The following is a 26,373-nucleotide window of genomic DNA, read 5'->3' on the forward strand; positions in this document are numbered from 1 at the left end:
CGATAACACAAGCAATGGTTGACCCACACATGGACATACAACCCCAAAAAACGGCATCTCGGCGGGCAAATACAACATATTAAGCATTTTGTATTGCAACAAATGCACACATCCAGCCTGCGGCACTGTTATAATTTTTTTATAAAATCACAACTTAACCAGCCAGAAAATCTCACCACCCCGACTGCGCTCCCGCCACGCCGCCTCCAGGGCCTGCTCCCGGCCCGGGGGCATGGCGAAGTGGATGGTGGCGCTGGATCCGCTGAAGTCCTGCCCCTGGATCTCCACCTCGGGAAAGGCCCCCAAGACCGCGTACGGTAGGTGGGCCGCTTCGGCTGGAACCTCGATGGCACCCCGCACCAGGACGCGCACCTCCTCCAGGAGTCCCTGGGTCTCGGCCTCCCGGATCGCACCCTGGACCCCCTCGGTATAGGCCCGCACCAGCCCGCCGGTCCCGAGCTTCGTCCCCCCGAACCATCGGATGGAAACGACCAGGAGATCCGTCAAATCCTCTCCCTCCAGCACCCTCAGCATGGGGGGGCCTGCGGTTCCCGAGGGCTCGCCATCATCATCCGACCCGAAGCCCTGGACGGGGCAGCCGCTCCGCCAAGCACTGCAGTGGTGGGTCGCATCGAAATCCCGCTTGCGGATCCGGCCCAGGATGGCTGCGCGCTCCTCCGCCGTGCAGGCCGGGTGAAGCTCCGTGAGGAACACGGAGGCCTTTTCCCGGAATCGGAAGGTGCATGGGGCAATGAGACGGCGCATCCCGATGATTTTACCGCCAGATCAGGTGATAGCGGTGGTGGCAAGCCTCTGGGCCCCGCCCCGAGGGGGCTTCATAGCGGACCTCAACCTCCTGGCACCCGGTCATCCTCAGGGCCTCCTCCAGCCAGCCCGGCGCACCGGACGCCCAGAAATCAGGATAGAGCCCGATGGCCCAGATGTGGATCAGGGCCGTATCCCCCCCCTCGTGCTCCACCTGGATCCGACCGCCCATGAAGTAGAAGCGGAAGAACTGGGAGAAATTCGACAGCAAAAAGCTCGGGCTGAGAAAGCGTAGCATCCAGCGATTGACGGTCGTGAGCTGCTCCCGGGCCGCTTCCCGCCCACGGTCAGCAGTGAGGGCCTCCCCGGAGCCCTCATTGAAGGCCATGCTCAATTCGGTCGCCAACCGCGCATCCACCCATTCAAAGACGCCGATGCTCCCATCAAAGGCCAGACGGCAGGGTTCGGAAACCGATGCCAACAGCTTGGCCCACCCCTCCGGCCCCCTGGTCCGCTCCACAATGGCCCGGAGATGCCGCACCAACTGTCCCCGCTCCTGGGTGATGATGAGATCGGATTCAGTCACGCTTTCGGTCCAGTCAACCCTGTTTTTTGCAAACTCGTCCTTCATCATACGTGTTCCCTGGCCGACCCCTCCACTCTAACCCAGCTGCTCCCCCCAAGCGCACAGCATTACCCATGGGGCTTTGAAAAGCGGCCCGGGGCTGCCACATTGGTTCTTCGGGCTTCTGGAGAAAAGCGGATGGGCCTCCTTCTCGCCATTGATGTAGGCAACACGAATATCGTCCTGGGGCTCTTCGATCTCTCGCAGAGCAGGGAAGAACCCGTCGTCCAGTCCTGGCGGATTTCCACCAGCCGGGAACGGACACCTGACGAATACGGACTCGCCAGCCTGGCCCTTCTGAGCCACCGCGGGATCGAACCATCCCAGATCACCGATGTGATCATCTCCAGCGTGGTGCCTCCCCTGCACCCGGTCCTGGATGCCTGGATCCAGTCCTATTTCAACGTGGACCCAATCTGGATCGGCCCGGGCGTCAAGACCGGCCTCAAGGTGATGCTGGAGAACCCATCGGAACTGGGCGCGGACCGCATTGTGAACTGCGTCGCAGGCATCGAACGATTCGGCGTCCCTCTCGTCGTCATTGATTTCGGCACCGCCACCACCTTCGATGTGGTGAACGCCAGGCGTGAGTATCTGGGCGGCCTCATCCTCCCGGGCCTGAAGATCGGTGCCGAGGCCCTCTTCCAGAGGGCCTCCCGGCTGCCGAGGGTGGAGATCGCCGAACCGGAACGCCTGGTGGGGCGCAATACCGTCCAGGCCATGCAGTCTGGCCTCTTCTATGGCTACGTGGGACAGGTAGACGGCATCCTGGAACGGCTCCTCGCCGAGTATCCCAACGCCAAGGTCGTGGCCACTGGAGGCTTGGCCAAGACCATTGCCGCCGCCAGCAAGCACATCCACACCTGCGACTCTGACCTCACCCTGGAGGGCCTGAGGCTCCTCTGGATGAAGAATCGGAAATGAGCGCAATCCCACTAGTGCACTTCCGGGAACTGGATTCCACCCAGGCATTCCTCCAGCGGCATCCCGAACTTGGCACCTGCGGCGTACTGGCTGACACCCAGACTGCAGGCCGCGGCCGGGGCGAGAACACATGGGAAAGCGCTGTCGGAGCAGGACTCTGGCTCTCCGTGGCCCTCCCCCCCCCTGCCCTGCCCCCCGGCCTAGTGCTCCAGCGGGCCATGGGAGCCGTAGCGGAGCTCCTCCAGACCAAGGAACGGCCTCTGGGACTCAAGTGGCCTAACGACCTAGTGGCCTGGCACGAAGGGCGACTGGTCAAGCTCGGCGGCATCCTGGGCGAACTGCAGGGGGATCGGATGATCCTGGGACTGGGCGTGAACCTCCTCTCAGCCCCCCGGATCCCAAACCGCCCCATCCCCCCGGCCAGCCTTGCCGGTCTCGGCCTGGAAGCCCCTCTCCCCCTCGCACTGGCCCAAAAGATCATGAAGGCATGGAGCCGATGGAACCGCTCCCCCCACCCCGCCTTCCTCTGGCCTAGCCCCGGAGACACCATCACCTGGGAAGAGGGCCAGGGCCGCTGCACCCAATGGCTGGAAGACGGCCGCCTGGAGGTCCGGGTCCCCGGAGGAACCCTCAAACTCAGCGCAGGAGATGTCCACGGACTCTCTCAGCTTGCCCAAAGCCCTCATCCCTGCTAGATTCCAAGAGAGCGGGCCAACTTAGCTCAGTTGGTAGAGCAGCTGATTCGTAATCAGCAGGTCGCAGGTTCAAGTCCTGTAGTTGGCTCCAGAAGATCGCCCCATCCCACAAGGATGGGGCTTGTTATTTTACGGCATACATCCGATGACTCAAAAAGGCACTGGTAGCATATTGGTAGCAGCCGGGATACAGGAATCGCCACACCTGACATGCACATCCCTGTCGGCAAGGGGCGCACCGATACATACCCGTAGACGATTACCCACACCCCCCAGGGGAAGAGTGTCGGGTAAGCATGCCTGACACCATCAAAGGCGGCCAGGGCCAACTGGTAGCACAATGGAAGCAAAAGAAACGCCCCCAGGCGGGGGCGTGTGATGTCACTCATACAGAACCGGTCCGGGCGGCAATGTTTGGTGCACTGCGGAGTTGAGCCGCCTCATAATCCATGACCGCGGAGAGCGGGTAAATCACCCTGCGACCAAGCTTTATAAACAGAGGCCCCTCCCTCCTGTACCGCCAGTTCTTGAGGGTGCCGGGAGTGATCGCACCCTTCCAGCGAGCGGAAAGTTCCTCAGGAGTCAGGTGCAGTTCATTCGTCATGTGAGACACAGTTCCATGGAGAAGGTTGAGAGCGACGCTCAGATCTCGTTGCCCGGGTGGGGAGGCAGGTCCAGCTTGTGTAACGGTGCGAGAGCCATGAGGCGATCTGCGACAGCGTCGCCATACCGGGCGATGATCTCCTTAGCGGTTCCGTTGGTCGTCCACCACGTCGGAGCCCCATGGTCGTGCCTCAGACGGATGAGGGACTGCAAGAGGAGTGTAGACGTCTTGGGGTCACCATTCGGCCAGTTCACCCCGCCCTCAAGTCCAATGTCATCCAAGATCAAGAGTTGGGCTTTACCCGCCCACTCCAGCAAGTGCTCCACCTCACCACACGTCCGATCAGCATTGACCTTGAGGGCTACACCAGGCCAGTCCAGCCAAACGATACGAGTCCTATCGTCACCTACGGTATTCCTGACTGCATGATGCATGGCCGCAGACCTACACCGGTAGACTGCCAGTGCCGCCAGTGCGGAGGACTTGCCACTCCGGGCCTTGGCGCTGAGGCCCAGTCCCAATGCAGGGATCCCGAATTCCCTACGGAGCCGCTTCACAAAGTCCATCTTGTCCAGGATGTTGCGGATCGGCTCCGGAATGCCATCCAGGTTCGCCGCCAGAAGGCGGGGCGGGATGCTACTGAGTCCCCCGCTTTCCGCGTTGATGGCCTTACGATAATGCTCTACGCGCGTGCATATCAGATCCGCGACCCTGGGAGAGTCCGGGGTGAGACCGTGCGACTTGCACACCTGACCGATGAGGCATGCACAGAGGGCGCAGGGCTCCGGGGACACCTGGCGCAACGAGGGATTGGTATCGTCGGTCATAGACTTGACGCGAGCGATGTCGGACTTGGCAACGCTCTGGCGGATGTCGATCCGACAGTTAGGGCAGCTGTATGGGTTCACTTTGTCTCCTTAGGTTCAGTGGTGGGCCTGGAGCCCATGAGTTTTGCGATACGGGCCGTGTTGGCGTCGGCAGCTCTATCGACGTCGTAGGTGCGGCACAAGTCGCCGGACGTGTTGGCGGTGCTATTTCGGGTAGTGGATTTGCGGGATGTCTTGGGCGTGGGTTTGGCGGTAGCCGAGCGGAGCAACCCCGACGCTGGGTGGGCTAGGTTGTGCAGAACGTCATCACCAGTCCGCCTGGGATCCAGCAGGCGGGAAAGGGTGTAGGCCTCCCCACGGCGTCCCCCTCCCCGGAGGAAAGCCCCATGCTTGTGGTCACCTGACATATGACCCAGAATCGCAACGACGTTCCTGAGGGCTGGAGAGTCCCGCGACATGGCAAGGCGTATCCAGTTCTCCTCCGAGCTAACGACATCCTCCTCCTGCTTACGAAGGTCGGGCCACTGATCGAGGAGGTGGATGTATGGGGTAACGATTGACCTGATGATAGCCTGGCGCCTAAGGCCGTCGGGGTCGGTGGCGGGCCCGCAGGGTTGGGAGGGGTTCTGGCCCTGAGGGGCCTGGGCAGACGGGAATGGCTCTACGTCAGTAGGGTCATTCCCGTTGACTAGGCCCCTCCCACACACAGGGGAGACGGGACGGGGCACAGCGTCAGCTGTGACTGTAGTCCCGTCGGGGACGAAGTCCCCTGTAGGGGTGTCGGGGACGAAGTCCCTGACGGGGGTTTGGGGCGCAGCCCCATAAGCCTGAGCGTTAGCGAAGGTGGAGGTATACCCGTCAGGGTCGCCTCCATCCACTCCATCCATCATTTCTGAGGGTTGAAAGGGTGGATAGGATTGGACAAGCGTTAAACAACTGTTACCAATTGCGTTATCATCACTCTCGCCAGCAACTCGTCGACAAGTCGTTGGCAAGTCGTCAGCAGCCCCTTCTGCATCCCCTATCCCTGTATGGGGATTCTTTTCGGCAAGTCGTCGACAGAGCATCGGCAAGCCCCCGGCAACGACCTTCCCCCACACCTCCGGAATCTTCACAGGGACCTTCGCGTCGGCAACACACAACAGTCCGTCTGCGATCACATCGAGGCCCATTGCCTGGGCTACGCGCCGCCGGGTCGTGCTGGCCGATCCCGCCCCACATCCCAATCTCCGGGCGATGGACTCGGTCGTAAGGTCTTCATGACACGCCCATCCGTTGCGATGTGTAACGCTGTCGTGAGTGCCCATGTGCCTGAGGAGGAGCAGCTTCACACCCCCGAACTGGAGCCCCCTCCCGGACGCCATCCTCCGGATCATGTCGTCCATGTCCTTGTTGGGAACTTTCGTCCACCCAGAACTGGATTCTCCTGTGACTGTCATGTTGTTGCGTCTTCTCATAGATGCCCTACTCCTTGTCATCAATTGGCTGGCATAGACCATCCGAAACACAGACGCACGTCTAGCGACTCGAATTTACGAGTTGTCTCAAAAACACGTCATGTGCGCCTTACCCATGGATGATACCCAGCGGAGATCAAACTTGTTCAGCAGCTCCAAACAAATCACAACAACAGGTGGATGAGGCCACTCTTCTAGTAGATGCACCAATCGTTGTCATCAATTGGATGGCATAGACCATCCGAAACACAGACGCACGTCTAGCGACTCGAATTTACGAGTTGTCTCAAAAACACGTCATGTGCGCCTTACCCATGGATGATACCCAGCGGAGATCAAACTTGTTCAGCAGCTCCAAACAAATCACAACAGCAGGCAGATGAGGCCACTCTTCTCGTAGAGCTACTGACAGAATGACCGCCCTCCAACAGACCAGGACAGATGCTCCGCAACCTGCGACATCACACGGTTGCTCGCCGACCGGAACGGGAAGATGCCCCCATACGAACCCCCTTGCCAACGAGGCATCAGGAACCATGGATCTTGAGCATTTCTTGAGGGCTATCACTCAGTCTCGCGGGAAATGATGGGCCAGGCGACAGCCATCACAAGTGTGCAATCGCTGTCATAAATCAACTTTTCACCCATTAGCATGGGTGCCATACTCATGAAAAATCGACCTCGGGACGCCCATGGACATCTTCCAATACCGCGACAACCTGCTCGGCGACTATGCCTCGTACGTCAAGGGTTTCCTTGAGGTCCAGGACGCCGACGTAGAGAAGTTCATCAACACGCGACTAGACGGGGGCTTCCTCTGGCCGGATCCCCTGGTCCAGTTGAATCCCGCCTTCCTCCCCGGCCCCACGATCGAGCAGCTCGTCAAGGATGGACGACTCGACCCGGTCTGCGCCCAGATCTTCCAGCGGGGCAAGACGGTCGAAAGTCCCACCGGACAGACCCTCACCTTGCACTGCCACCAGGAGGCAGCCCTCCGCTGCGCTGAGGAGGGGGTCAACTACGTCCTGACCACCGGGACCGGATCCGGCAAGAGCCTGACCTATATCCTCCCCATCGTCGACCATGTCCTCAAGACCGGCAGTGGCAAGGGTATCCAGGCCATCGTGGTGTATCCCATGAACGCCCTGGCCAACAGCCAGCTCGGCGAGATGCAGAAGTTCCTGGGGCACGGATTCCCAGCGGACCAGCCCCCTGTTCGTTTCGCCCGCTACACCGGACAGGACCAGGAGCGTGACGAGATCCTGAATAACCCGCCGGATGTCCTGCTGACCAACTACGTGATGCTGGAACTCATCCTTACCCGCCCCAAGGAGCGCAACCATCTAGTCAAGGCGGCGGAGGGGTTGAAATTCCTCGTCCTGGACGAGCTTCACACCTACCGCGGCAGGCAGGGCGCGGACGTGTCCATGCTGGTGCGGCGCTTGCGGGAGACCCTGAAGGCGAAGGACGTCATCTGCGTAGGGACATCCGCCACCATGGGAAGCGGGGCCACCATCGCCGAGATCAGGGAGGATGTCGCCGACGTGGCTTCCCGCCTGTTCGGCGCCCCCGTCAAGCCCGAACATGTCATCGGCGAGAGCCTTCGGCGCATCACCACGCCCGTCGACCTAGCGGACCCTGCGGTCCAGGCAGCCTTGAAAGCCCGCGTCCAGACCCCGACCTTCGAGATGCCGGAAGACTTTGTCGCCTTGTAGCCGTTCAGCCCCCTCCGCATGGAGGGGGTTTCTGATTCCACGGGGACCGCATCAGGCTGTGAAATCCGGTGCGGCGATTCCGACGAGGCTGGCCTTCATGGCCTGAGTCAGCCACTCCAGCAGGTCCACGCCGCGCTTCCGGGCCGTGCCTGCCAGGGTCAGCATGCGCTCCACAAAGCGGGCGCCATGCTCGCTCTCCACCCCCAGGCTCACCTTCCGCCACAGCACCGCCTTGCGGATCGCCCTCTCGGCTTCATTGTTGGTCGGCACCACCCCTTCATGGGTCAGGTAGGTCCAGAGTCGATCCCATTGCCGGAGCAGATCGTTGGCTGTCCCCCGTGCTTTCTTGGTGGTATCGGGGTGCTTCGCCAGGATCTCGAACCGCTCCCGCATCTCCGCCTGGATCGACTGTGTCCCCTTGGCCAGTTCCTCCCGACTGATTTCCTCTTGCTCACACTGGTGCCACAGATGGAAAGCCTTGTCGCTGGCCAGCTTCAGCATGCAGCCCTGGGTTCCCGTCTCACCCTTGCTCTCCAACATCCCCTGCACGTCACGTCGAATGTGGCTGTGGCAGAGCTGGTGCTTGGCCTTGAGGAACTTCTCGTAGGGCTTCCATCGGTCGCGCTGGATGATGCCCGGGTAGTCCTCGCCGAGGATGTCCTTGGCCTGCGCTTGGCCCCGTCCTGGCAGAAGTCGGAAGGCTTCGGCCTCCGCCGTTGCGGCGACCCAGAGCCACATCCGATCCTCTCCGCAGCGACCGAACCCCGTTTCATCGGCGTGCACCACTGGGGAGGCCTTCACCTCTTCGTGGATCGCTCTGGCAGTCGGGGCCACAGCCTCGCTCACCGACTTGCAGCAGGCCGCCACGGAACCCAGGGACATCCGCACGCCAAAGACGGATCGGTGCATCACCATGATCTCCCGCTTGGTCAGCCGGAAGCGCCCCGAGAGCACCCCGGTGAGCGCCTGGAGACGGGGGCCGAAAGCACCCTTTGGGGTCCCCACCGGCGCAGCCGCGCGGGTGACATGCCCGCACCGGGGGCAAGCTTTGGACCACTGCCTCAGCTCCGTGATGAAGGCCCGGAACGCTGGCGACTCGCAGAACTGCCGGATGATGGCATCCCGCCGGGGGGCCTGCTCCAGGGATTCCCCGCAACGCTCGCAGGCCTCGGGATCGGCGTCCTTCACCTCATCCACCTCCTCGGGCGGAACCTGCTCCCGGGTCTTTCCGGCGTGACCCGGCTGACCGCCGCGCTTCCGTCCACTCGGATCTACCGGTGGCTTGCGCTTCCTACCCATGTCCGAACTGGGGGGCTTGGAGCTGTTGCCGGAGTTCTGGGTGATGCGCGCCTCCAGATCCGCCACGCGCCCCAAAAGCTGTTCCACCATTGCCTTTAGGGCCTGGTTTTCAGAGATCAGCTGACGCTCGTTCTCGCTCATTCCATGAGCATGGCCACCCTGAACGAAAAGTACAACCTAATGGCTCATATGGACTGAATTTGTAAGCGTCCATCCCCCTGCGGGGGCTGAACGCTTACTCCGCCTCCTCTGGATGCTCTGCCACCAGTCCCGGCTGGAGGGCAGCGCCGCCGATCGTCCCGAGACCTGCTGGCTGGAGGTCTGGTCCCGCCAGGCCCAGAACGAAGGCCGCCGTGCCCTGGACCAGCTCCGGGACGGTGTGCAGCTCGCCCTGGAGTCCCTGGGAACCGGATTCATCGCCCATCCCGCCAACCAGGATCTCCGTCAGCGCCTCCAGGCCGGTGAGCTGCGCAAGGAGGAGTTCTATCGTCAGCTCCTGCGCCTGGTCTATCGCCTGATCTTCCTCTTCGTGGCCGAGGACCGGAACCTGCTCCACGGACCCGGTGCCACCGAAGAAGCCCGCTCACGCTATGCCCGCTTCTACAGCGGTCAGCACCTCCGCCGCTTGGCCGAGCGCAGCCGCGGAGGGCGCCATAGCGACCTATGGGTGGGACTCCGGCTCGTCTTCGCCAAGCTGGGAGATGATCACGGCTGCCCCGAGCTGGGCCTCCCGGCCCTGGGGGGCTTCCTCTTCGATGCCCAGGCTCTCGCGGATCTGGATGCCGCAGAGCTGGGCAACGACCACTTCCTCCAGGCGATCCGTCACCTGGGCTTGGTGAAGGACAACAGCGGGTGGCGCCTGGTCGACTACCGTAACCTCGGCAGCGAGGAACTGGGCAGCATCTACGAGAGCCTGTTGGAGCTGAGCCCCACCATGGAATTGGAGGCGGGGGTCTTCACCCTCCAGGTTGTTGGTGGCAATGAACGCAGGACCACCGGGAGCTACTACACCCCCGAGAGCCTGATCCAGTGCCTGCTCGAGTCTGCCCTGGATCCGGTGCTGGCCGAAGCTGGCGACAAGCCCGACCCCGAGCAGGCCATCATGGCCCTCAAGGTCTGCGAGCCAGCCTGCGGCAGTGGCCACTTCCTCATCGCCGCCGCCCACCGAATCGCCCGGAAGCTGGCCTCGGTCCGCACCGGCGAGGAAGCCCCCAGCCCCGAAAGCATCCGGCACGCCCTGCGGGATGTCATCGGCCGCTGCCTCTACGGGGTGGACCTCAATCCCATGGCCGTGGAGCTGTGCAAGGTCAACCTCTGGCTGGAGGCCCTGGAACCCGGCAAGCCGCTCTCCTTCCTCGATGCCCATATCCAGTGCGGCAACAGCCTGCTGGGCACGACGCCTGCTCTCATGGCGCAGGGAATCCCCGATGAAGCCTTCTCCCCCCTGGAGGGGGATGAGCGGACAGTGGTGACGGCTCTGAAGCGTCGCAACAGGGATGAGCGCAGGACCCACGCCCGTCGCGGCAAGGGGCACGATAGCCACACCGAACTCTTCAGCACCTTGGGGCGCTCCCGGGGAGGGACCTTGGCGGCCCTCCATTCGGGGATGACCGAGCTGGAGGGGACGGGGGATAGTGATATCCAGGGAATCCACGCCAAGGAGGCCCGTTTCCGCGCCCTTAGGGACTCCGCCGAATGGGCCGAGGCCAAGCTCCAGGCTGATGCCTGGTGTGCCGCCTTCGTCTGGGAGAAGACCACCCAGACCGCAGGTGATGTGGGAGGGGCCGCCCCCCTGACCCAGGGGGGCTTCGAGCAGCTGCTGCTCTCCCCGGATCGCCTGCCCGCAAGGGCCGTCGAAAGGATCCGATCCTTGGCGGAGACCTATGCCTTCCACCACTGGCATCTGGCCTTCCCCCAGGTCTTCCAGCCGGGAAACGGGTCCCTGGGATGGGTGGGGGGATTCGATGTTGTCCTGGGGAACCCGCCCTGGGAGACCCTGGAGATGAAGGAGGAGGAATGGTTCGCGGCAAGGGACGAGCATGTGGCCTCTGCCCCGACTGCGGCCGAGCGGACAAGGCGCATCGCGGCTCTTGCAGAAAACAACCCTGGACTCCTGGCCGCGTTCAAAACAGATCTGCGCATCGCGCAGGGCACCCGACAGCTCATCCGAGAATCGGGGCAATTCCCGCTCTGCGCGGTAGGCAAGATCAATACATACAGCATCTTCGCAGAAACAATGCGCAACCTCCTCCTCCCCCGGGGACAGGCAGGCATCGTCGTGCCCTCAGGCATCGCCACGGACGACACCACCAAGTTCTTCTTCCAGGACCTGATGCAGAGCGGAGCCCTGCAGCGCCTCTACGACTTCGAAAACCGGGAGAAGATCTTTCCTGCTGTTGACAGCCGAATCAAATTCTCCCTAGTCACAATGGGTGGGGCGGAATGCAGGGCAAGCCAGGGCACGGACTTCGCGTTCTTCCTGCTCCAGGTGGAGGACCTGGAGGACCCGGACAAGCACTTCACCCTAACGGCCGAAGATCTGGCGCTACTGAGCCCCAACACCGGGACCTGCGCCACCTTCCGCTCCAAGACTGATGCCGAGCTGACCAAGGCCATCTATCGTCGGGTGCCCGTGCTGATCCAGGAGGCGGACGAGGAGGCCGACCCGCCCATGCCCGAGGTGAACCCATGGCGGCTTAGCTTCAGCCAGGGGCTTTTCAACATGGCCAGCGACTCCGGACTCTTCAAGACCCGGGGGGATCTGTCCAGCGATGGCTGGACCCTGGATGGCAACAGCTTTCGCAAGGACCAGGATGCTTACCTGCCCCTCTACGAAGCGAAGATGCTCCACCACTTCGACCACCGCTTTGCGACCTACGCCAACGACACCGACACGCGGGACTTCGAGGCATCGGAAAAGGCGGATCATTCTACCCAGGTCATGCCCCGCTACTGGGTGCCCGAGCGCGAGGTCAAACTCCGCGCTGCGGACATCCCAAAGGGTCTGCGCCGGGCGCTGACGGCCGGGGACAGCAATGCGATGGCCAACGCCCTGGGCGAGTGGGCCCTGGGGGCTGATCTCGTAGAGGCAAGCGTGGGCGAAGGGCCCCAGCTGGCGGTGGCCGCGCAGGACCTATGGCGCACCCGCAGGGCCCAGACGCCCTGCCTTGATCACGTGAACCTGAGCAACCTGGCCCTGGACAGGGCCCTGGAGGCAGCGACCACCTGTGGCTGGACCCCCCAGGACGAAGCGGTCCTCAGCGTCGTACAGCCCCCCGAGCGGGTGGCCGAGACCTTCCTAGAACACCGCACCCCCCGATGGTTCATGGGCTGGCGCGATATCACCAACGCTACCAATGAACGCACGGTCATTGCGAGTGCACTGCCGAGGGCAGGGGTGGGACACACGAGCCCCCTCTTCCGCTCCAGGCTTGGAGCCACACTGCGGCTATGCTTCCAGGCCAACCTGACGGCTTTTGTGTTGGACTACTTGGCCCGCCAGAAGATCGGTGGGACACATCTCACCTACGGCTACCTATTCCAGTTGGCGGTCCTGCCCCCTGATGCCTATGCGACTCCTTGTGCTTGGTCCCCAGGGGAGAGCTTGGAAAAGTGGATCAGCACCAGGGCACTCGAACTCGCCTATACAGCCAGAGATATGCAGGCGCTTGGTTGTGAATGTGGTTCGACAGGTCCTGCTTTTTGCTGGAATGAAGAACGCCGATTCTTGCTTCGCTGTGAGTTGGACGCCGCATTCTTCCACCTCTACGGCATCTCCCGTGAGGACGTGGCCTACGTGATGGGCACCTTCCCCATCGTGAAGCGGAAGGACGAAGCAGCCTACGGCACCTTTCAAACCAAGGAGACCATCCTTTTCGCCTACGATGCCATGGCAGAAGCCATTAAGAGGCAAAGGTGATGGCAGCCATCCACCCTCGCCCCATCCGGGCCCGGTGACGCGCCATGAGCTTCCTGGGCGAACTGAAAGCCATCCTGGGCATCAAGCCGGTCAGCATCGCCGAGCTGAACCGGGTGGCCACCCATGACCCGGTCCAGCGCCGGACCACACCCCAGCCCCCCAATCCGTTGGAAGGCATCGAGGTCACGGAGGAATACCGCAAGGTGGCGAAGCTCATCGAGGCGGGCGCCCCCATTGTTTTCGTCAGTGGCAAGGCGGGCACGGGCAAGTCGACCCTGATCCACTACATCCGGCACTCGCTCAAGAAGCAGGTTGTGGTGGTGGCCCCGACGGGCGTGGCGGCCCTGAACGTGGGTGGGGCCACCATCCACTCCTTTTTCCGTCTACCGCCCCGGATCGTGGTTGAGGAGGACATCAAGGAGGTCAAGGACCGCCGCCTTTACACCAAGCTGGACTTGTTGATCGTCGACGAGGTCTCCATGGTGCGGGCTGACCTCATCGATGCCATGGACCTGTTTCTGCGCATCAACGGGCGGCATCGAGACCGCCCCTTCGGGGGCGTCCAGCTGCTGCTGGTGGGCGACCTCCTCCAGCTCCCCCCGGTGGTGACCCGAGGCGAGGAGACCGTCCTCTTCGGGCGGCATTACGAAAGCCCCTACTTTTTCAGCGCCAAGGCCCTCCAGGAGGGGCAACTGCTCCCCGTCGAACTGGGGCGCATCTTCCGGCAGCGGGATACGGCTTTCATGGAGATGCTCAGCAAGGTCCGGGAAGCGGAGTCCCTGGAAGAGGTGATCCCATCCATCAACGCTGCGTGTGCCAACACCGAGGGGCAGGAGCGCCATCTAGTGGCCCTGACCACCACCAATGCCGCCGCGGACCGGGAAAACCGAGAGGCCCTCGATGCGCTCCCTGGTGAACCCAGCATCTTCGAGGGGGTTGTCTCAGGAAAGTTCGCCGTCGAGGAGGAGCGGCTCCCGGCCCCGCTGAACCTTGCCCTGAAGCCTGGGGCCCAGGTGATGTTTACCAAAAACGACTCCAGCCGTCGGTGGGTCAATGGCACCATCGGTCGGGTGCACGCCATCCTGGAGAAGTCCATCCAGGTAGAACTGTTAACCGACCACCCCGGCGCCATTCACGAGGTCACCCAGGAGCGATGGGAGTCCTTCCGCTACACCTACGACTACACCAAGGATCGAATCGTCCCCCAGTCGACAGGCTTCTACGTTCAGTTCCCGCTAACCTTGGCCTGGGCCGTCACCATCCACAAGGCCCAGGGCAAGACCCTGGAACGGGTCAGGGTGGACCTGGGCACCGGCGCCTTCGCCCCCGGCCAGGTCTACGTGGCCTTGAGCCGCTGCCGCTCACTCTCCGATATCACCCTGGTGCGCCCCATCCAACTTGGTGACGTGAAGTGTGACCCCGCCATCAAGCGCTTCTACCAGGCCATCTTTCCCGAGCCGAAAGCCCAGGAAAGGACTCCAGAGCCCCAGGAGGTCGACGGGGAGGCACCCGAACGCTGTCCGGTCTGCGGGGGGGCCCTGCGGGAGCGGAATGGGCGTTTTGGGCCTTTTTTCGGGTGCAGCAACTACCCGCGATGCCGCTACACACGCAATGTCCAGAACGGGAGGGGCCAAATAGATCAGCAATAAATCGCCATTAGCAGCGAGCCACAGATGCATGACGCCACACAGATTGACACCACTACTGGATACAATCGCATATACCAATATCTACAACCACCAAGCCAGAGCCGTTCGCATGATCAGTCCTAATCGCGAAAAAGCAATCCGCTACGCAATCAAAGCATTCCTTGCGAATGGAGCACCTCGCAGGCTTGAAGAAATCAGGAAATCATTATCAAAAAAAAGGATTACCTTCTCCCAGGGATTACTCGAGCACTTTTTGAAGGAAATGATAAGGGCCGGAGAAGTAAGTCGCACGAGTGGAGGACGATACTGCCTATCTGAAGGCTTGGCATATGCGGAAGACTGGGAACGCAGGGTGCTACCGATGCGAAGCAGGGGACCCAAGCCGCTGACAAAGAAAGCACTCGAGCAAAGGCCGCAGCCAATCATCGAACATTCAGCACTTCCAGCACCTCATTCCTACGAGTGCCTCCTGAGGCCCACAACTCGAACGGGTGCCTCCTCACCAGGTGGCACAGGCAATTGCCATCAATGCTCACGCTATTCGGACCAGCTGGAGAGCGTGCGACACACAACCTGGGGAACTGTTCAACTATGCCGCGAATGCTGCCTTGCAGTCATGAGGATGCCCGTGATCCCGCCAGAACCGGCTCCGACGCGCATCATCTACGTCGCCATGGGGAACACCCGACGTCGTTGAGGTGGCACGGGAGCACTGCGACTTCAAAGCTGCCCATTTGGGGTATACCCTAAATGGACGTCAGGAGCCCCTCCCCAGAGTGTCAGGATGGAGTCGGTATCACCGTTTATTGACACATCCCCGTCAGGGTTATAGACTTCAAGTTGACACTTCCAGCCGGAGGCAACTTGCAAGTACATCGCATCGGCTATATCCGCGTCAGCAGCCTGGACCAGAACCCTGAACGCCAGCTCGAGAACGTTCAGGTGGACAAGGTGTTCACCGACAAGGCGTCAGGCAAGGACACACAGCGTCCCCAGCTTGATGCTCTGCTCTCCTTTGTGCGGGAGGGAGACACGGTGGTGGCGCATAGCATGGACCGCCTGGCCCGCAATCTGGATGACCTGCGCCGCTTGGTGCAGGGACTTACCCAGCGTGGCGTGTGCGTCGAGTTCGTCAAGGAGCACCTGACCTTTACAGGCATGGACTCCCCGATGGCGAACCTCATGCTCTCCGTCATGGGTGCATTCGCAGAGTTCGAGCGTGCCCTCATCCGTGAGCGCCAGCGCGAAGGCATCGCGTTAGCGAAGCAACGTGGAGCCTACCGAGGTCGAAAGAGGGCATTGTCACCTGAACGTGCGGCCGAGTTGCGGCAGCGTGCTGCCGCCGGGGAGAAGAAGGCCCAGCTAGCCCGTGAGTTCGGTGTCAGTCGAGAGACCCTCTACCATTACCTGCGGCCAGTGGACTGACTGACGGCTCTGGGAATCTCCTGTGACGAGGTGCCCCTGCCACCATTGCATGCCCCAAGGCGATGGTGGCAGGGGCCACCTAAGCAGTAATACTCAGGGTGGCCCCAGAACATCCCAGCTAAAGACTTTCCATGACAGCCTGAAGCACCTCCTCTGTCACCCCGGCGAAGCGGATTTGGCGACCGTTCCACACGGTTACGGCAGACTTATACATGGCGCGCCCTTGCCGAATCACGGGGTCGCACAAACAGCAGAACTGCTCACTCCGATGATTGGCAATCGCAGACTCATCCAGCCCGCTTGCCGGGATCACGGTGTTTTCCTGACAAGCCTGGCAGAGAGCACCTTTCGGAACTCGAGCCCGGTAGGATGCCCGGTCTCCTATGGTCCGAAGCGAATTCGCCAGCCGTTGGAATAGAGACGCCATTTTCCACGCCTCTCTAGGCGTGTTGGGGCTCAGCCTGAGGCCAGTTCCCCCATGCTTCATACATGGGTCATCCAAAATCAGACGGCACTCCATCTCCCCGACTTCGATCCGCAGCTGGCCCTCGGTGCTGGGGAGGCACTGAACCCCTTCGACATCCGGAATGAGCGTACTGATCCCGCTAACCTCCCAAGCAGTCCGCTTGAAGGAGATGCCCTCGCCAGGGTAATTCGCCTTCCCGCTCAAGGCACGCTCCATGAACACCTGGACCTGGTCCCCCAGACCGTGAGCGTCCATTCCCAGAAACTGAGCCCCCTTCTCGAAGGCATCGCTCATTGCCTGAAGCGCCGCGGCCCCCTCCCGGAAATGAGCAGCGACCTCTTCCTTGCCCGCCTCAGTCTTGGGAATTCCGACAACGCCGAAGTAAGCCAACACCTCGTCAGGGAATTGATTGGAATTCAGCTTGGGGTCCCGGCTCACTACACACCCCCTTCGATCTCGACAACCTGAAAAAGGGCCTCCAGATCAGAGAGCCGATAGTAGAGGCAACGCTTGACCCGGAAGACCGGGAGGTCACCGGCCTTACTCATGCGGCGCAGGGTCTGGGGGCTGCGACTGGTGAGGCGAGCCGCCTCAGGGGCCGGGATCATGTTGACCATGGTGCCCATGTGGGTGGTGAGAGTTTTCATTTCGACCTCCTTTTGCAACCCGAGAAATTCGGGTCGTCATATAGGAGGGGCGAAGTTCATTCGGAAGACTCAACAACAATCACGGATGAGATCCGGCTAGGCATTTGACACACAAGTCATTCTTCACGTTCATGAGTAGTCACCATGCGTCACTTTGGTCGGCCATCACAACGGACATTGGCCATGTGCGGGCGACCAAGGATGTGTATGTTGTCGTTTCGCTCTCAGGCGTGAATGGGTGGTCCCCACCACGAATATTGAGTCAGGCCCCCGTAGCTTCGGTGTCCTCATCAGTAAATAGGGACTGTTTCCGATAGTCATCGGGTAGCAACCTCGTTCCAGAGGGACGACAGATTCGGAGCCTGTGGGTTTGCTGGAGAAGAGATGCGTTGCTCAACATTTTTTGATCATTGGTAAGCAGCTCTTGACAGTGAAAGTGCGCTGCTGCTGCGGCATGAACTGAGTCAACGCCCTTAAATGTACAGTTGTGTACCCAGCGGAGACTTCTTGCGAGCTCCATAATCACCATGGTTGGCTGGATGAGCTTGAAACCACCTCTACCCGATGCCAGAAGACCAAGGAAAAAGGGCCTCGCGAGTTCCTCTTTCTTGTGGTCACTCACATGGGTGCATTCCGCAATACTGAGCGTGCAGGTGTACAAATCCACGAGACCATCTTGAGCGGCACGAATCAGCTGCTGGGTGTGCCACGCATGTTCAGTAATCTCGTTCTGAACGTTGCCCCTGACCTCATACTTCACCAAGTCGATGATGGGGTTGGAATCGATGTAGATCCGAGGTTTAGCGGTCACGGAAGACCTCTGTGTGTTCTAGTGTGGTCATTGGGTCGGTGTAGTCCGGAATTGCCCCAAGCATGCTGTTAAACAGATCTAAGGAGAATTGTGGCGCGGGCCGTATATGCTCCGCTTGGATCTCAACGGTGTCTCCTGTGTCCGGGTCCTCTGTGACCTGGCCGTCAATAAAAACGACCGCCCCTGGATCGTTCAATGCCCTTACTGCCTCCGGATAAAGATCGGGAGCAAAGGAACAACGGACCCGACGATCCGTGGATAGATCGCGCACCCATAGATGTAACTTCCCCTCCTTGAACAGGGCTGCCACAGTTCCCTGGACCTCACCATAGTAAGTCCTGCCTAGGCGGGGTTCCTCGTCCAACAAACTCGAACTGGAGTCACTAACGAGCAGCCAGGGGCCAAGCTCTCCATTGCTTGGTTGGTAGAGGGAGACGCGGATCAACTCATTGGGATCCAGATTACTGGTGAGGCGCCTGAACTGACCCTTGGTTCCGGGTGTGACCTTAAGGGCCAGTAGTGGTTCTGGAGGCTTGTTTCCAAAAAACGAGTCGAGTAGGGAGCGGGTGTCATCGACGACCTGAGGGCTTATTTCCCCAGAGAGACGGCAATCGAAGTCGACGGAACCGTTAGCGAAATCCTCTGCGAGCCAGGCTGCCTGCCCCTTCTGTAATCCAAGGTCTGCGACCACCGCATTGAGAAACCGAACTAGGTGATCTGCTCGAACAACAAGCTTCTCAAGGGGCATACCCACGCCCCCCTTATTCAGCTCTATACGGATTTTCAGCTCGCTCATGGTGGTGCTGTCATTGTGGACCATTTTGGGGATCTGCAACCAGGGAATATGAGATTGGTGAGGCCCCTTCATGCTCAAGAAAGCCTTGGAGGGTGGAGCGTGAAGCATGGGTCACAGGGGTGGACGTCCGGAAGTCGCAACGCAATAGGACGGTATTGCTATTGTTGATATCAATCTAGGTTAGACACCAGCATCAGTTCGTTTTCTATTCGCCTTTGCAATAGGCTTGATCCTGAGTTCGACCTATCTCATACACAATGAATAATGAGTAGCCACATACCTTTAGTATGCCTCTTGTGCAATAGGGGGTTCCCAAAACCGACTGATTTGATTGGGCTTGATGAAAAGTCGAAATTCATTTGCAGGACGGTAATGCAAAAGAAAAAAGGGGGGAGGAGGCCTACTCCAATTCAGTCTCCTCCTTGCCCACAGAGCCCCAGGCTGAGTCAAAAAGATCGACTTGGGTGTCCCTTCCCGGAAGCTTGTAGCGTCGCTGACTGCGGGATGCCGTCGGGTCGGCGAGGGTGAGTAGACCCGCATCCAACCAGGACCGGAGCTGACGACTGGCCTTGATAGGATCATCCGTGCGAAGCAACTGGCGAACTTCAGCATTGCCGATGGTGGCATGGGTCTCCAAGTAGCTCTCGACTTGGTTCCACACGGATGGGCGGGCTTGGTTCCGCAGGATGACCGTGAAAGATTCGCGATCCGGGCTGCTTTGGAAGACCGGTGGGAAGAGTTCGGCTTCACGCATGAGGGTGTTCATCATGCGGATGCCTTCGCCCAGCTCGAAGTTGGGTGCGTCCTGGAAGTCTCGGAGGTGTCCCGTCAGGCTGGGGTTCCTCGGCTTGCTTCCCACCTTCCCCAGTTCGTCCACCCGGAGTCGGTGGGGTAGAACGCCAGGGCTTTCCACCTCAACTCGGTTGGCGAAGATCCGGATATGAATATCGGTGGGCAGGCGGTAATCCCGGTGTAGCACAGCATTGGTGATGGCCTCCTGGAGTACACGCAGAGGGTAGCTCTGCACGATCTCCATACCGAGGGGACCCATTTGAACCCCCTTTGAGATGGCTTCTACCACGCTCTTGAGGGCTTCCCGAATCTGGGTCAGTAGGGGGCCGCCAATGGTTTTGGGGGGGCGCAGGAAATTGTAGGTGTTGCCCGCTTGCTTGATCTCGTCCCCTTGGTAGTGGAAGAGGCGGATGGCGCACTTCTCCCCCAGGACCTCGCTGGGGTAGTGGGCGAAGAGCAGTACGGCTAGGCGCGTGGGCTTCCATGCCCCACCGGGAAGGGGCTTGGAGAGCCCCATATGACCCAATACCTCTGGAAAGGGGGCCGTACTGCCCCGAGTCGTGCGGTACTCGTGCCATAAGGGCGTATCCAGAAGTTCAAAAGGCACATCAACAGGCTGGTCTACCACGCTAATGGCCCCCAGGCGGAAGCGTCGATCCGTGACCTCCTGGGCAGAGAGCTGGCGGTTGCCCTTGTCCAAGCGCTCCCATGTACCGCCTCCCGTGATGGAGTGGAGATCCTTGCTGGGCCTAACCTCGATGGCCAGCAGGTGCCCTGGGGTCCCATCTCGGAGAGTGCATGGGATCCGTTGAAAAAGGGGCTCTGGCCCCAGTTCTCCGCCGATGTTCGGAATCACCCGGGTCCTCAGCTCCCGCCGCAGGTCGTCCACAGCGGGCTCGTTTTCCTCGATCCCGTAAAGACGATCCTTGCCCTGAGCCTTGCTCAGATCCTCCATGCCGATGACCAGGAAACCTCCGTCTGTGTTGGCGAAGGCTGTCAGGGTCTGGAGGATCTTTTTGAGTTCTGCACCCTTGATCCGTTTGAATTCAAGGGTTTTAGTCTCGTCCAGGGAAAGCCACGAGGCATCGGTACCGGGATGGGTCATATCCTGGCCTCCTGGATCACTCGCCCAGCCTTCACGAGGAGGGCGTCAATCTGAACAAGTGCTTGAGCTTCTGGAGTCATGGCATACCTATTTGATCAACTTATCATCGCAAGATGCCTGACTCCTGTCGAAGATTTGCATGGGTAAAGGGGTCTCGAAGAGGCGTTCCTTCCAAGAAGCTTGCCGCGTTGCCTCCACCCCGAATGTGAAGGTGCCGAAATAGGCGAGTAGTGAACTCGGGTTCAAGCCAGGGACTGAAGCAATCTCACTGGTTTGAATCAGAGTTCGGGGCTGTCGACCCACACATCCCCAGCGTCGAGATACCCCTCGAAGATGTCCCGACCTTCGTCGGTGAATACACACACCGTCCCCTGATCACCGTGATTGAAACGCCAGCGATCTACCTCCCAGCGTTCTTCATTGAAGAATCCCTGCCCTCGAATGGTCACGGGCTTCCCGGCCTTGATCCGGGCATAGGTCCGGCCCGATAGCCGAATGCTGTGGATGTCGTACTGGTAGTCCACCGTGATGACCACGGCCCCACTCTGATCGTCGTTCATTGGCCCTCCAGAGCCGTGCTGAGGTCCCGTGACCGACAGCCTGTGGCTCCTGTAATCCCCATCTATTACTAGGGAGGGTTTGGGGGCATCTCCCCCGAAGGAGTGCAAATCGGAGATCTTCGGCCCTAGTACTAGGGTGGAGGCGCCAATGGCACGAGTATCAAGAAGGCCCTTCCAGGGTCTTCCCGTTGGATTCGACCAGGTGACCACCCTGATGCTCCTCCGGCTGCTTGTGGACCTAGACGGCATCCGAGTCGCTGTGGACGCCCGGGGGTTTCCTGACCGGTGGATTGTTCGCCTCATGGGGCTGGAAACCGAGGGGGCTCCTCCCTTAGCTCGGTCACCGGGCTTCCTTCGCTTTCTCAACCGTCGCCTCAAGACCTTGAACATCCTCGCCCCCAAGCTCCCTGGGGCAGAACCCCTCACCTGCAACCTCGAGTGGTTGGTGAAGACCCTCGCCCTCAACCCGGTGGAGCGGGACATCCTCATCTTCCTGGGCCTTGCTCACCACTCAACCCTGCTCGGAACGCTCCTGGATAAGTTCGGCCCCCTGCGGACGCACGAGGTTCACGCCCTGATCGCTGCGGCCACCAGGCGTCCTGTCGAAGAGATCACCTCCGCCCTGCTCCACACCGCCAAGCTTATTCACTCAGGGCTCGTCTGGTCCGAGCTGAGGAACAAGTGGGGGTTTGATTCCAAGATCGGCCTCCTGCAAGGATTGCCTGACCAGCTGACCCTCCACCATGACGATCCCTCGGAAGTCTTCCTTTCGAACTTCCTCAGGAGTCACCCCGCCAAGCTGAAGATCAACGCATATCCCCACCTACGGGAGAACCTCCAGATCCTCATCCCCTACATGGAGGAGGTGCTTCGTACAGGCCGCAAAGGGGTGAATATCCTGCTCCACGGGCAGCCTGGGACCGGGAAGACCGAACTCGCCCGGGCTGTGGCTGCTGAACTCAAGGCCTCCCTCTTCGAGGTCGCCTCTGAGGACCGCTACGGTGAGGCCCACCGACCTGAAGCTCGCTTTGGCGCCTACCAGCTTGCCCAAGGGGTTCTTGGGGGCGACCCCAAGCCTCTGGTGCTCTTTGACGAAATCGAGGATGTGTTCCGCCCGGCGGACGACGATATCCGTCGCGGATCAAACGCCAATGGCGGCGGTAAGAAGGCTTGGGTCAACCGGCTCCTGGAGGAGAACCCGACCCCAACCTTCTGGGTGACGAACTCCCTTTCCGTCATAGACCTCGCCTTCCTTCGACGCTTCGACATGGTGATTGAGGTCGGGGTGCCTCCTCGGAGCGTTCGGGAGACTATCCTCCAGAACCACACCGCTGATCTCGCAGTGTCCCCGGCTTGGCTCAGGCGAATGTCAGATCACCAAGCACTCACCCCAGCGGGCATCGAACGAGCCGCCAAGGTCGCCCACGTGGTTACGAAGACGCCCGAGGGACCCAACGCCGAGGCAGTCATGGAGTGCCTCGTAGGCAATACCCTGGAAGCCATGGGAGTCCCCCGCCGGTCCCGAGCCTCCGTCGACAGCCCCACTCAATACCGTCTGGAGCTTCTCAACGCGGACCGTGACCTGGAGGTCATCTGCCGGGGTGTGAAGGAGTCGGGGGCGGCAAGACTCTGCCTCTTCGGGCCGCCCGGCACGGGCAAGACAGCCTTCGGGCATCACCTCGCGAGAGTGACCGACCGTCCACTGCACCTACACCGGGCCTCCGACTTGCTGGGCGCGTACGTCGGTCAGACCGAAGCGGCCATGGCCCGGATGTTCCGTCAGGCCGAGAACGAGGGGGCTGTGCTCCTCCTGGACGAGGCCGACAGCTTCCTGCGGAACCGCTCCCTGGCCTCCCAGGGCTGGGAGGTCTCCCAAGTCAACGAGATGCTGACCCAACTTGAGACCTACAAGGGTGTCTTCGTCGCCTCGACCAACCTCATGGACAACCAGGACCCTGCGGCGTTGCGACGCTTTGACGCGAAGATCCGCTTCGACTTCCTGGAACCGACTCAGCGCGTGGCGATGTTCATGGACGCCTGTGAGGGCCTCGGCATCACGCCCACATCGAAGAACCTTGAGAGTGTAAGTCGCATGCCTCGTCTGACCCCTGGGGACTTCGCAGTGGTCTTGCGTCAGGGAAGGTTCGATCCCATCACGACCGGCGCGGACCTCGTCGGGCGCCTCACGGAAGAGTGTCGCCTCAAGGGTGGCATCCCCCGCCGATCGATCGGCTTCTAAGGAGCCCGCATGGGCATTGATCGTCTTGTCTACCCAAATTCAACATCCCAAATGGGCTTTGACCTCCCCAGGCTGATGATGATCATGAAGGGCATGGTCCCCCAGATCCACACCTTCGGGATCATGTCGCCGGACAACCCCCAGGGGAAGACCGTCTCCCCTGAGCAGAACAACATCGCCCGGGTCAATCTGAAGAAATCCTTGGACCACATGGGCTTCGGCTACGTCACGCACAAGGGTCACTACGGCACGGTGGAGCAGGCGTTCTTCATCATGAACATCCCCCCCAGGGACATGTTGAAGCTGATGGAGATCTACGACCAGGAGAGCGTGATCACCGGAGAGATTGAGCACCGGGAAGGCGGTATGTCCACGACCACGTTCAAGCTCGTGGACATGGATGGGACACAGGCGGAGCACATCGTTGTTCTCGACATGAACGACGAGGCTTCGGGTGACTTCTACTCCGAGGTCAAAGGCCGCACGTTCCTCATCCCCTTCTTTGACGAGAGCTACAACACGGAGCGGAGCACCAACGAGGACAACGAAGCCTTCGAGGACGAGGGGATGGAGTCCAGCGTGGTGAACCCCTTCACCACCGCCGAGGTTCCTCGAAACGACAAGACGATCCCCCACCTCGCGACGCTCTCCATCAACGCGACTCGAATCAAGGAGGACGCCAGGGGTGAGCGAGTGGGGATGGGGAACTACTACCGGCGTAAGCAGATCCACGCCGCTCTGAAGGCCCTGAAGCTGGCAGGAGAGCCGTAGACGCAGTCGCGGATATGTCTCCGAGGCCATCTAGTCTAGGCCGCCTCACAAACGGCACCCCCGTCGTTCTGTCGCATTCCAAAGGAGCCCACATGGGCGTCGACCGTCTCATCCACCCAGCCTCAACCTTCAGGGTTGGCTTTGCGGCCCAAGGGCGAGGCTTCGGCTTCACCTTCCCATTTTCGAATGCGACCTCGAAGGAGGCCGTCGAGGCGGACCTGCGGGCTCTGGAGGCTCAGGGGCTTCCCGTCGAGGACCTCGCAAATGCTGTCATGGATGGCTTCCATATGCTCTTCCCGTATTTCCTGAGGCTGGGTGCCGGAATCAGGGAGCGTAAGGACCTCTCCCCGGACAACCCCCAGGTGGGGCTATGGACCTTGGTCGTTCTCAAGGATGGGTGGCGGGTCCTGGAGCATCTGGGTACGAGGTCCGAGGACATGGTGGCCTACCTCCTGACGAGGTGGCCCCCCAGTGCCTGGCTGGATGACGCAGACCTCATACGCATTCCTGAAAGCCTCCGGAAGATCCTCCGTCCCGAGGGCCTCCACATCGGTCCTGGGTCAGCTCTCGTCGACCTCACCTGGCTACCCTGCAGGTTGGCCTGCTCCCTCACGGTAGAGGGTCCCCGGCCTGGGCTCCTGCTCCCCAAGCACCTTGAGGTCTGGGGTGACGTCTCCATCCGTGGGGTGGATGGGGTGAGGCCCCTCGATGGACTTAGCTGCCCCAGGCGGACCTTGACCATCCAGGCTTGCAGTGGCCTTGAGAGGATCGAGCTGCCTGCGGCCACGGCGATTCGGATCTCCCAGTGTCCGCAGCTCACCAGGATCCAAGGCAAGCTCACGGCGAGTCTGGAGGTCGAGGATTGCCCCGGCCTCGAAAGCATCGACGCGGTATTCCCCCGGGATGCCCTACCACCTCCAGCGTTGACGGTGCGACGTTGTGAGAGCCTCCGGGTCATCGGACGGCCGACGTCGAAGACCCGCATGTGCGGGGGGACGTCCCTCGTCGACTGCCCGAACCTCACCACGGTGAACGTCAACCTCTTCCGGGGAAAGAAGATCGTCCTCCGATGCCCGAAACTCGTCGTATGAGGCGACGTCAGGTCGCACTCGTCATGCTCGTAGAAACCAATAGAGGCTGCGGAGTCCATCCCATTCTGCGGTGGAGGCTATCGGCAACTACCTCCGCTGGGTCACCGCCAGGGTTGATACCCAACACCATCACGGGTGCTGGCCGCACAGGCCCATAGAATATTTTGCAGGCCGACCGGTCCTGGAGGCCGCTGACCTCTTGGTAGCGGTGCTCAATGTCCTTCATGAAGGCGACCTGGGCTTCAGTCATGGGCGGGGCCGTCTGGTAGTGCGGAGATCTCTGAGCATCGCAACCCCTTCCTGACGAGGGCCTCCTCCGCTGCTGAACCGATGAGCCCGGCAAAGCTGCGTCTCCGGAGATTTGGGCCTCGGAAACTCGGGTGGAGGATACAGACAATGGTGACGGCCCCTGGAAGTCCAGGGAACTCCGCCGCCTCAACCAAGCAACCTTCTTCAGCGTCGATCTCGGCCCAGGTCTTGGTTTTGTTCCAGCTGGCAGTTTGGGGGCTGAGGGGAGCAAGGAAGGATGGGACCTTGGTCCCCATCGCTAGGATCAGGCGGGGACGCAGGATCGCGATTTGGTGGAGAAGAAAGGCCCGGCACCGCCCAATGTAGCCGGGGTCGGACATGGCCGGGACAGTGCGTGTGGCATCGGAACCTTCTACTAACCCTATATGAGCGTTAGTAAAGAAGCACCTTCCCGGATCGATCCCAAGAGTAGCCAAGAAGGCAAGGAGATTGCGCCAGGTTGCGTCCTTCTGGCGATCCTCCTCACCCTGCTCCAACAGGGCTGGATGGTTGGCTGTGCATTGAAAATTGTTACCGAGGACCATGATGCCGCCAAAGGGCATTGGTGGGCGTAACCGGCTACCAGGGGCCTTCCAGAGCCCATCACCCCCTGGAAAAAAACAGTGAGCATTTCGTCGGTGGGGCGTGGGCGAGGCTGCCTCAGGTAGACGGAGCCCCCACCGATGAAATGCGGTGTTGAACAAGCCCGGAGCGGCGGGGGAGTTGGGCGAGGGCTATGGGGAAATCGCGCCTGCTGATCCACTTTTGGGGACGCCAGGTCCCCTGTCGCCCAGGGATTGCTGACTGCTGAGCCCGACAGTCCCGGCAGGGGCTTGGACCGAGTTGGCGTCATAGCAGGGCTTCGCCGTCCCGCCGTGGTGGAGGTCGTGGTGCAGGTGATGG

The 26,373-nt window shown here is 60.9% G+C and carries 20 protein-coding genes and 1 tRNA gene; 10 read left to right on the plus strand and 11 right to left on the minus strand.

All coding sequences use genetic code 11. The features are described from left to right. Window positions 1-147 precede the first annotated feature (147 nt). Complete coding sequence (locus tag HOLFODRAFT_RS23515) at window positions 148-765, minus strand: IMPACT family protein (RefSeq protein ID WP_005031655.1); 618 nt, start codon at window positions 763-765, stop codon at window positions 148-150. A gap of 10 nt (window positions 766-775) precedes the next feature. Then, window positions 776-1,351: a hypothetical protein gene (locus HOLFODRAFT_RS0216270; RefSeq protein ID WP_148300517.1), complete on the minus strand. Its 576-nt coding sequence runs from the start codon at window positions 1,349-1,351 to the stop codon at window positions 776-778. A gap of 177 nt (window positions 1,352-1,528) precedes the next feature. Here HOLFODRAFT_RS0216270 and HOLFODRAFT_RS0216275 point away from each other — a divergent pair, with 177 nt between their 5' ends. The 3 genes from HOLFODRAFT_RS0216275 to HOLFODRAFT_RS0216285 all read left to right on the plus strand — a co-directional run bounded on the left by HOLFODRAFT_RS0216275 (window position 1,529) and on the right by HOLFODRAFT_RS0216285 (window position 3,100). Beyond that, window positions 1,529-2,314, plus strand: coding sequence for a type III pantothenate kinase (locus HOLFODRAFT_RS0216275; protein WP_005031659.1), 786 nt, complete (start codon window positions 1,529-1,531; stop codon window positions 2,312-2,314). Then, on the plus strand, window positions 2,311-3,009 hold the full coding sequence (locus HOLFODRAFT_RS23520) for a biotin--[acetyl-CoA-carboxylase] ligase (protein WP_005031662.1): 699 nt from the start codon (window positions 2,311-2,313) through the stop codon (window positions 3,007-3,009). Before HOLFODRAFT_RS0216275 ends, HOLFODRAFT_RS23520 begins: the two co-directional genes overlap by 4 nt. Before the next feature lie 15 nt (window positions 3,010-3,024). Beyond that, window positions 3,025-3,100: transfer RNA gene (locus tag HOLFODRAFT_RS0216285), tRNA-Thr, on the plus strand. A gap of 551 nt (window positions 3,101-3,651) precedes the next feature. Here the strand turns inward: HOLFODRAFT_RS0216285 and HOLFODRAFT_RS0216295 are convergent. Then, the gene (locus HOLFODRAFT_RS0216295) at window positions 3,652-4,521 is read right to left on the minus strand and encodes a hypothetical protein (RefSeq protein WP_005031673.1); all 870 of its coding nucleotides are present in this window, start codon (window positions 4,519-4,521) and stop codon (window positions 3,652-3,654) included. 2,068 nt (window positions 4,522-6,589) lie between these two features. Between HOLFODRAFT_RS0216295 and HOLFODRAFT_RS0216310 the strand changes: the two genes are divergently transcribed. After that, complete coding sequence (locus HOLFODRAFT_RS0216310) at window positions 6,590-7,612, plus strand: DEAD/DEAH box helicase (RefSeq protein ID WP_005031678.1); 1,023 nt, start codon at window positions 6,590-6,592, stop codon at window positions 7,610-7,612. A gap of 51 nt (window positions 7,613-7,663) precedes the next feature. Here the strand turns inward: HOLFODRAFT_RS0216310 and tnpC are convergent, their stop codons facing one another. Then, window positions 7,664-9,052, minus strand: coding sequence for an IS66 family transposase (gene tnpC / locus HOLFODRAFT_RS0216315; RefSeq protein WP_005031572.1), 1,389 nt, complete (start codon window positions 9,050-9,052; stop codon window positions 7,664-7,666). A gap of 112 nt (window positions 9,053-9,164) precedes the next feature. Here tnpC and HOLFODRAFT_RS21885 point away from each other — a divergent pair, with 112 nt between their 5' ends. The 3 genes from HOLFODRAFT_RS21885 to HOLFODRAFT_RS0216330 all read left to right on the plus strand — a co-directional run bounded on the left by HOLFODRAFT_RS21885 (window position 9,165) and on the right by HOLFODRAFT_RS0216330 (window position 15,904). After that, window positions 9,165-12,830, plus strand: a complete 3,666-nt coding sequence (locus HOLFODRAFT_RS21885) for an Eco57I restriction-modification methylase domain-containing protein (RefSeq protein ID WP_005031680.1) — start codon at window positions 9,165-9,167, stop codon at window positions 12,828-12,830. A 44-nt stretch (window positions 12,831-12,874) separates the two neighbouring features. Further along, window positions 12,875-14,479: an AAA family ATPase gene (locus HOLFODRAFT_RS21890; RefSeq protein ID WP_005031682.1), complete on the plus strand. Its 1,605-nt coding sequence runs from the start codon at window positions 12,875-12,877 to the stop codon at window positions 14,477-14,479. An 864-nt stretch (window positions 14,480-15,343) separates the two neighbouring features. Further along, window positions 15,344-15,904, plus strand: coding sequence for a recombinase family protein (locus HOLFODRAFT_RS0216330; protein WP_005031698.1), 561 nt, complete (start codon window positions 15,344-15,346; stop codon window positions 15,902-15,904). A gap of 118 nt (window positions 15,905-16,022) precedes the next feature. Here HOLFODRAFT_RS0216330 and HOLFODRAFT_RS0216335 read toward each other — a convergent pair whose 3' ends face one another. From HOLFODRAFT_RS0216335 to HOLFODRAFT_RS0216360, 6 genes are all read right to left on the minus strand, one after another. Continuing rightward, a complete protein-coding gene (locus HOLFODRAFT_RS0216335; protein WP_005031700.1) occupies window positions 16,023-16,808 on the minus strand; it encodes a hypothetical protein in 786 nt (261 codons plus the stop codon). Continuing rightward, window positions 16,808-17,017, minus strand: coding sequence for a helix-turn-helix domain-containing protein (locus tag HOLFODRAFT_RS0216340; RefSeq protein WP_005031702.1), 210 nt, complete (start codon window positions 17,015-17,017; stop codon window positions 16,808-16,810). Before HOLFODRAFT_RS0216340 ends, HOLFODRAFT_RS0216335 begins: the two co-directional genes overlap by 1 nt. Before the next feature lie 262 nt (window positions 17,018-17,279). Beyond that, entirely contained in the window at window positions 17,280-17,828 is a 549-nt protein-coding gene (locus HOLFODRAFT_RS0216345; RefSeq protein WP_005031704.1) for a type II toxin-antitoxin system VapC family toxin, read from the minus strand. Beyond that, window positions 17,818-18,624, minus strand: a complete 807-nt coding sequence (locus tag HOLFODRAFT_RS0216350; RefSeq protein WP_148300518.1) for a hypothetical protein — start codon at window positions 18,622-18,624, stop codon at window positions 17,818-17,820. The genes HOLFODRAFT_RS0216345 and HOLFODRAFT_RS0216350 overlap by 11 nt, the downstream gene beginning before the upstream one ends. A 400-nt stretch (window positions 18,625-19,024) precedes the next feature. After that, a complete protein-coding gene (locus HOLFODRAFT_RS21895) occupies window positions 19,025-20,521 on the minus strand; it encodes an ATP-binding protein (RefSeq protein ID WP_005031708.1) in 1,497 nt (498 codons plus the stop codon). Between the two features lie 278 nt (window positions 20,522-20,799). After that, a complete protein-coding gene (locus HOLFODRAFT_RS0216360) occupies window positions 20,800-21,081 on the minus strand; it encodes a hypothetical protein (protein WP_005031710.1) in 282 nt (93 codons plus the stop codon). A gap of 148 nt (window positions 21,082-21,229) precedes the next feature. Here HOLFODRAFT_RS0216360 and HOLFODRAFT_RS21900 point away from each other — a divergent pair, with 148 nt between their 5' ends. From HOLFODRAFT_RS21900 to HOLFODRAFT_RS0216375, 3 genes are all read left to right on the plus strand, one after another. Further along, a complete protein-coding gene (locus tag HOLFODRAFT_RS21900; RefSeq protein WP_005031712.1) occupies window positions 21,230-23,320 on the plus strand; it encodes an AAA family ATPase in 2,091 nt (696 codons plus the stop codon). A gap of 9 nt (window positions 23,321-23,329) precedes the next feature. Then, window positions 23,330-24,091, plus strand: a complete 762-nt coding sequence (locus tag HOLFODRAFT_RS0216370; RefSeq protein ID WP_005031713.1) for a DUF3293 domain-containing protein — start codon at window positions 23,330-23,332, stop codon at window positions 24,089-24,091. Window positions 24,092-24,183: 92 nt separating this feature from the next. Beyond that, window positions 24,184-25,182, plus strand: a complete 999-nt coding sequence (locus HOLFODRAFT_RS0216375) for a hypothetical protein (RefSeq protein ID WP_005031714.1) — start codon at window positions 24,184-24,186, stop codon at window positions 25,180-25,182. A gap of 242 nt (window positions 25,183-25,424) precedes the next feature. Here the strand turns inward: HOLFODRAFT_RS0216375 and HOLFODRAFT_RS25850 are convergent, their stop codons facing one another. Next, on the minus strand, window positions 25,425-26,033 hold the full coding sequence (locus HOLFODRAFT_RS25850) for a uracil-DNA glycosylase family protein (protein ID WP_026939414.1): 609 nt from the start codon (window positions 26,031-26,033) through the stop codon (window positions 25,425-25,427). Window positions 26,034-26,373 lie beyond the last annotated feature (340 nt).

The organism is Holophaga foetida DSM 6591, assembly GCF_000242615.2.
Lineage (GTDB): Bacteria > Acidobacteriota > Holophagae > Holophagales > Holophagaceae > Holophaga > Holophaga foetida.

Coding starts and splice junctions, on each gene's coding strand:
- HOLFODRAFT_RS23515 (WP_005031655.1), bottom strand. CDS start 765: ATGCGCCGTCTCATTGCCCCATGCACCTTCCGATTCCGGGAAAAGGCC.
- HOLFODRAFT_RS0216275 (WP_005031659.1), top strand. CDS start 1,529: ATGGGCCTCCTTCTCGCCATTGATGTAGGCAACACGAATATCGTCCTG.
- HOLFODRAFT_RS23520 (WP_005031662.1), top strand. CDS start 2,311: ATGAGCGCAATCCCACTAGTGCACTTCCGGGAACTGGATTCCACCCAG.
- HOLFODRAFT_RS0216310 (WP_005031678.1), top strand. CDS start 6,590: ATGGACATCTTCCAATACCGCGACAACCTGCTCGGCGACTATGCCTCG.
- tnpC (WP_005031572.1), bottom strand. CDS start 9,052: ATGAGCGAGAACGAGCGTCAGCTGATCTCTGAAAACCAGGCCCTAAAG.
- HOLFODRAFT_RS21885 (WP_005031680.1), top strand. CDS start 9,165: ATGCTCTGCCACCAGTCCCGGCTGGAGGGCAGCGCCGCCGATCGTCCC.
- HOLFODRAFT_RS21890 (WP_005031682.1), top strand. CDS start 12,875: ATGAGCTTCCTGGGCGAACTGAAAGCCATCCTGGGCATCAAGCCGGTC.
- HOLFODRAFT_RS0216340 (WP_005031702.1), bottom strand. CDS start 17,017: ATGAAAACTCTCACCACCCACATGGGCACCATGGTCAACATGATCCCG.
- HOLFODRAFT_RS0216350 (WP_148300518.1), bottom strand. CDS start 18,624: ATGAGCGAGCTGAAAATCCGTATAGAGCTGAATAAGGGGGGCGTGGGT.
- HOLFODRAFT_RS21895 (WP_005031708.1), bottom strand. CDS start 20,521: ATGACCCATCCCGGTACCGATGCCTCGTGGCTTTCCCTGGACGAGACT.
- HOLFODRAFT_RS0216360 (WP_005031710.1), bottom strand. CDS start 21,081: ATGAACGACGATCAGAGTGGGGCCGTGGTCATCACGGTGGACTACCAG.
- HOLFODRAFT_RS21900 (WP_005031712.1), top strand. CDS start 21,230: ATGGCACGAGTATCAAGAAGGCCCTTCCAGGGTCTTCCCGTTGGATTC.
- HOLFODRAFT_RS0216370 (WP_005031713.1), top strand. CDS start 23,330: ATGGGCATTGATCGTCTTGTCTACCCAAATTCAACATCCCAAATGGGC.
- HOLFODRAFT_RS0216375 (WP_005031714.1), top strand. CDS start 24,184: ATGGGCGTCGACCGTCTCATCCACCCAGCCTCAACCTTCAGGGTTGGC.
- HOLFODRAFT_RS25850 (WP_026939414.1), bottom strand. CDS start 26,033: ATGCCCTTTGGCGGCATCATGGTCCTCGGTAACAATTTTCAATGCACA.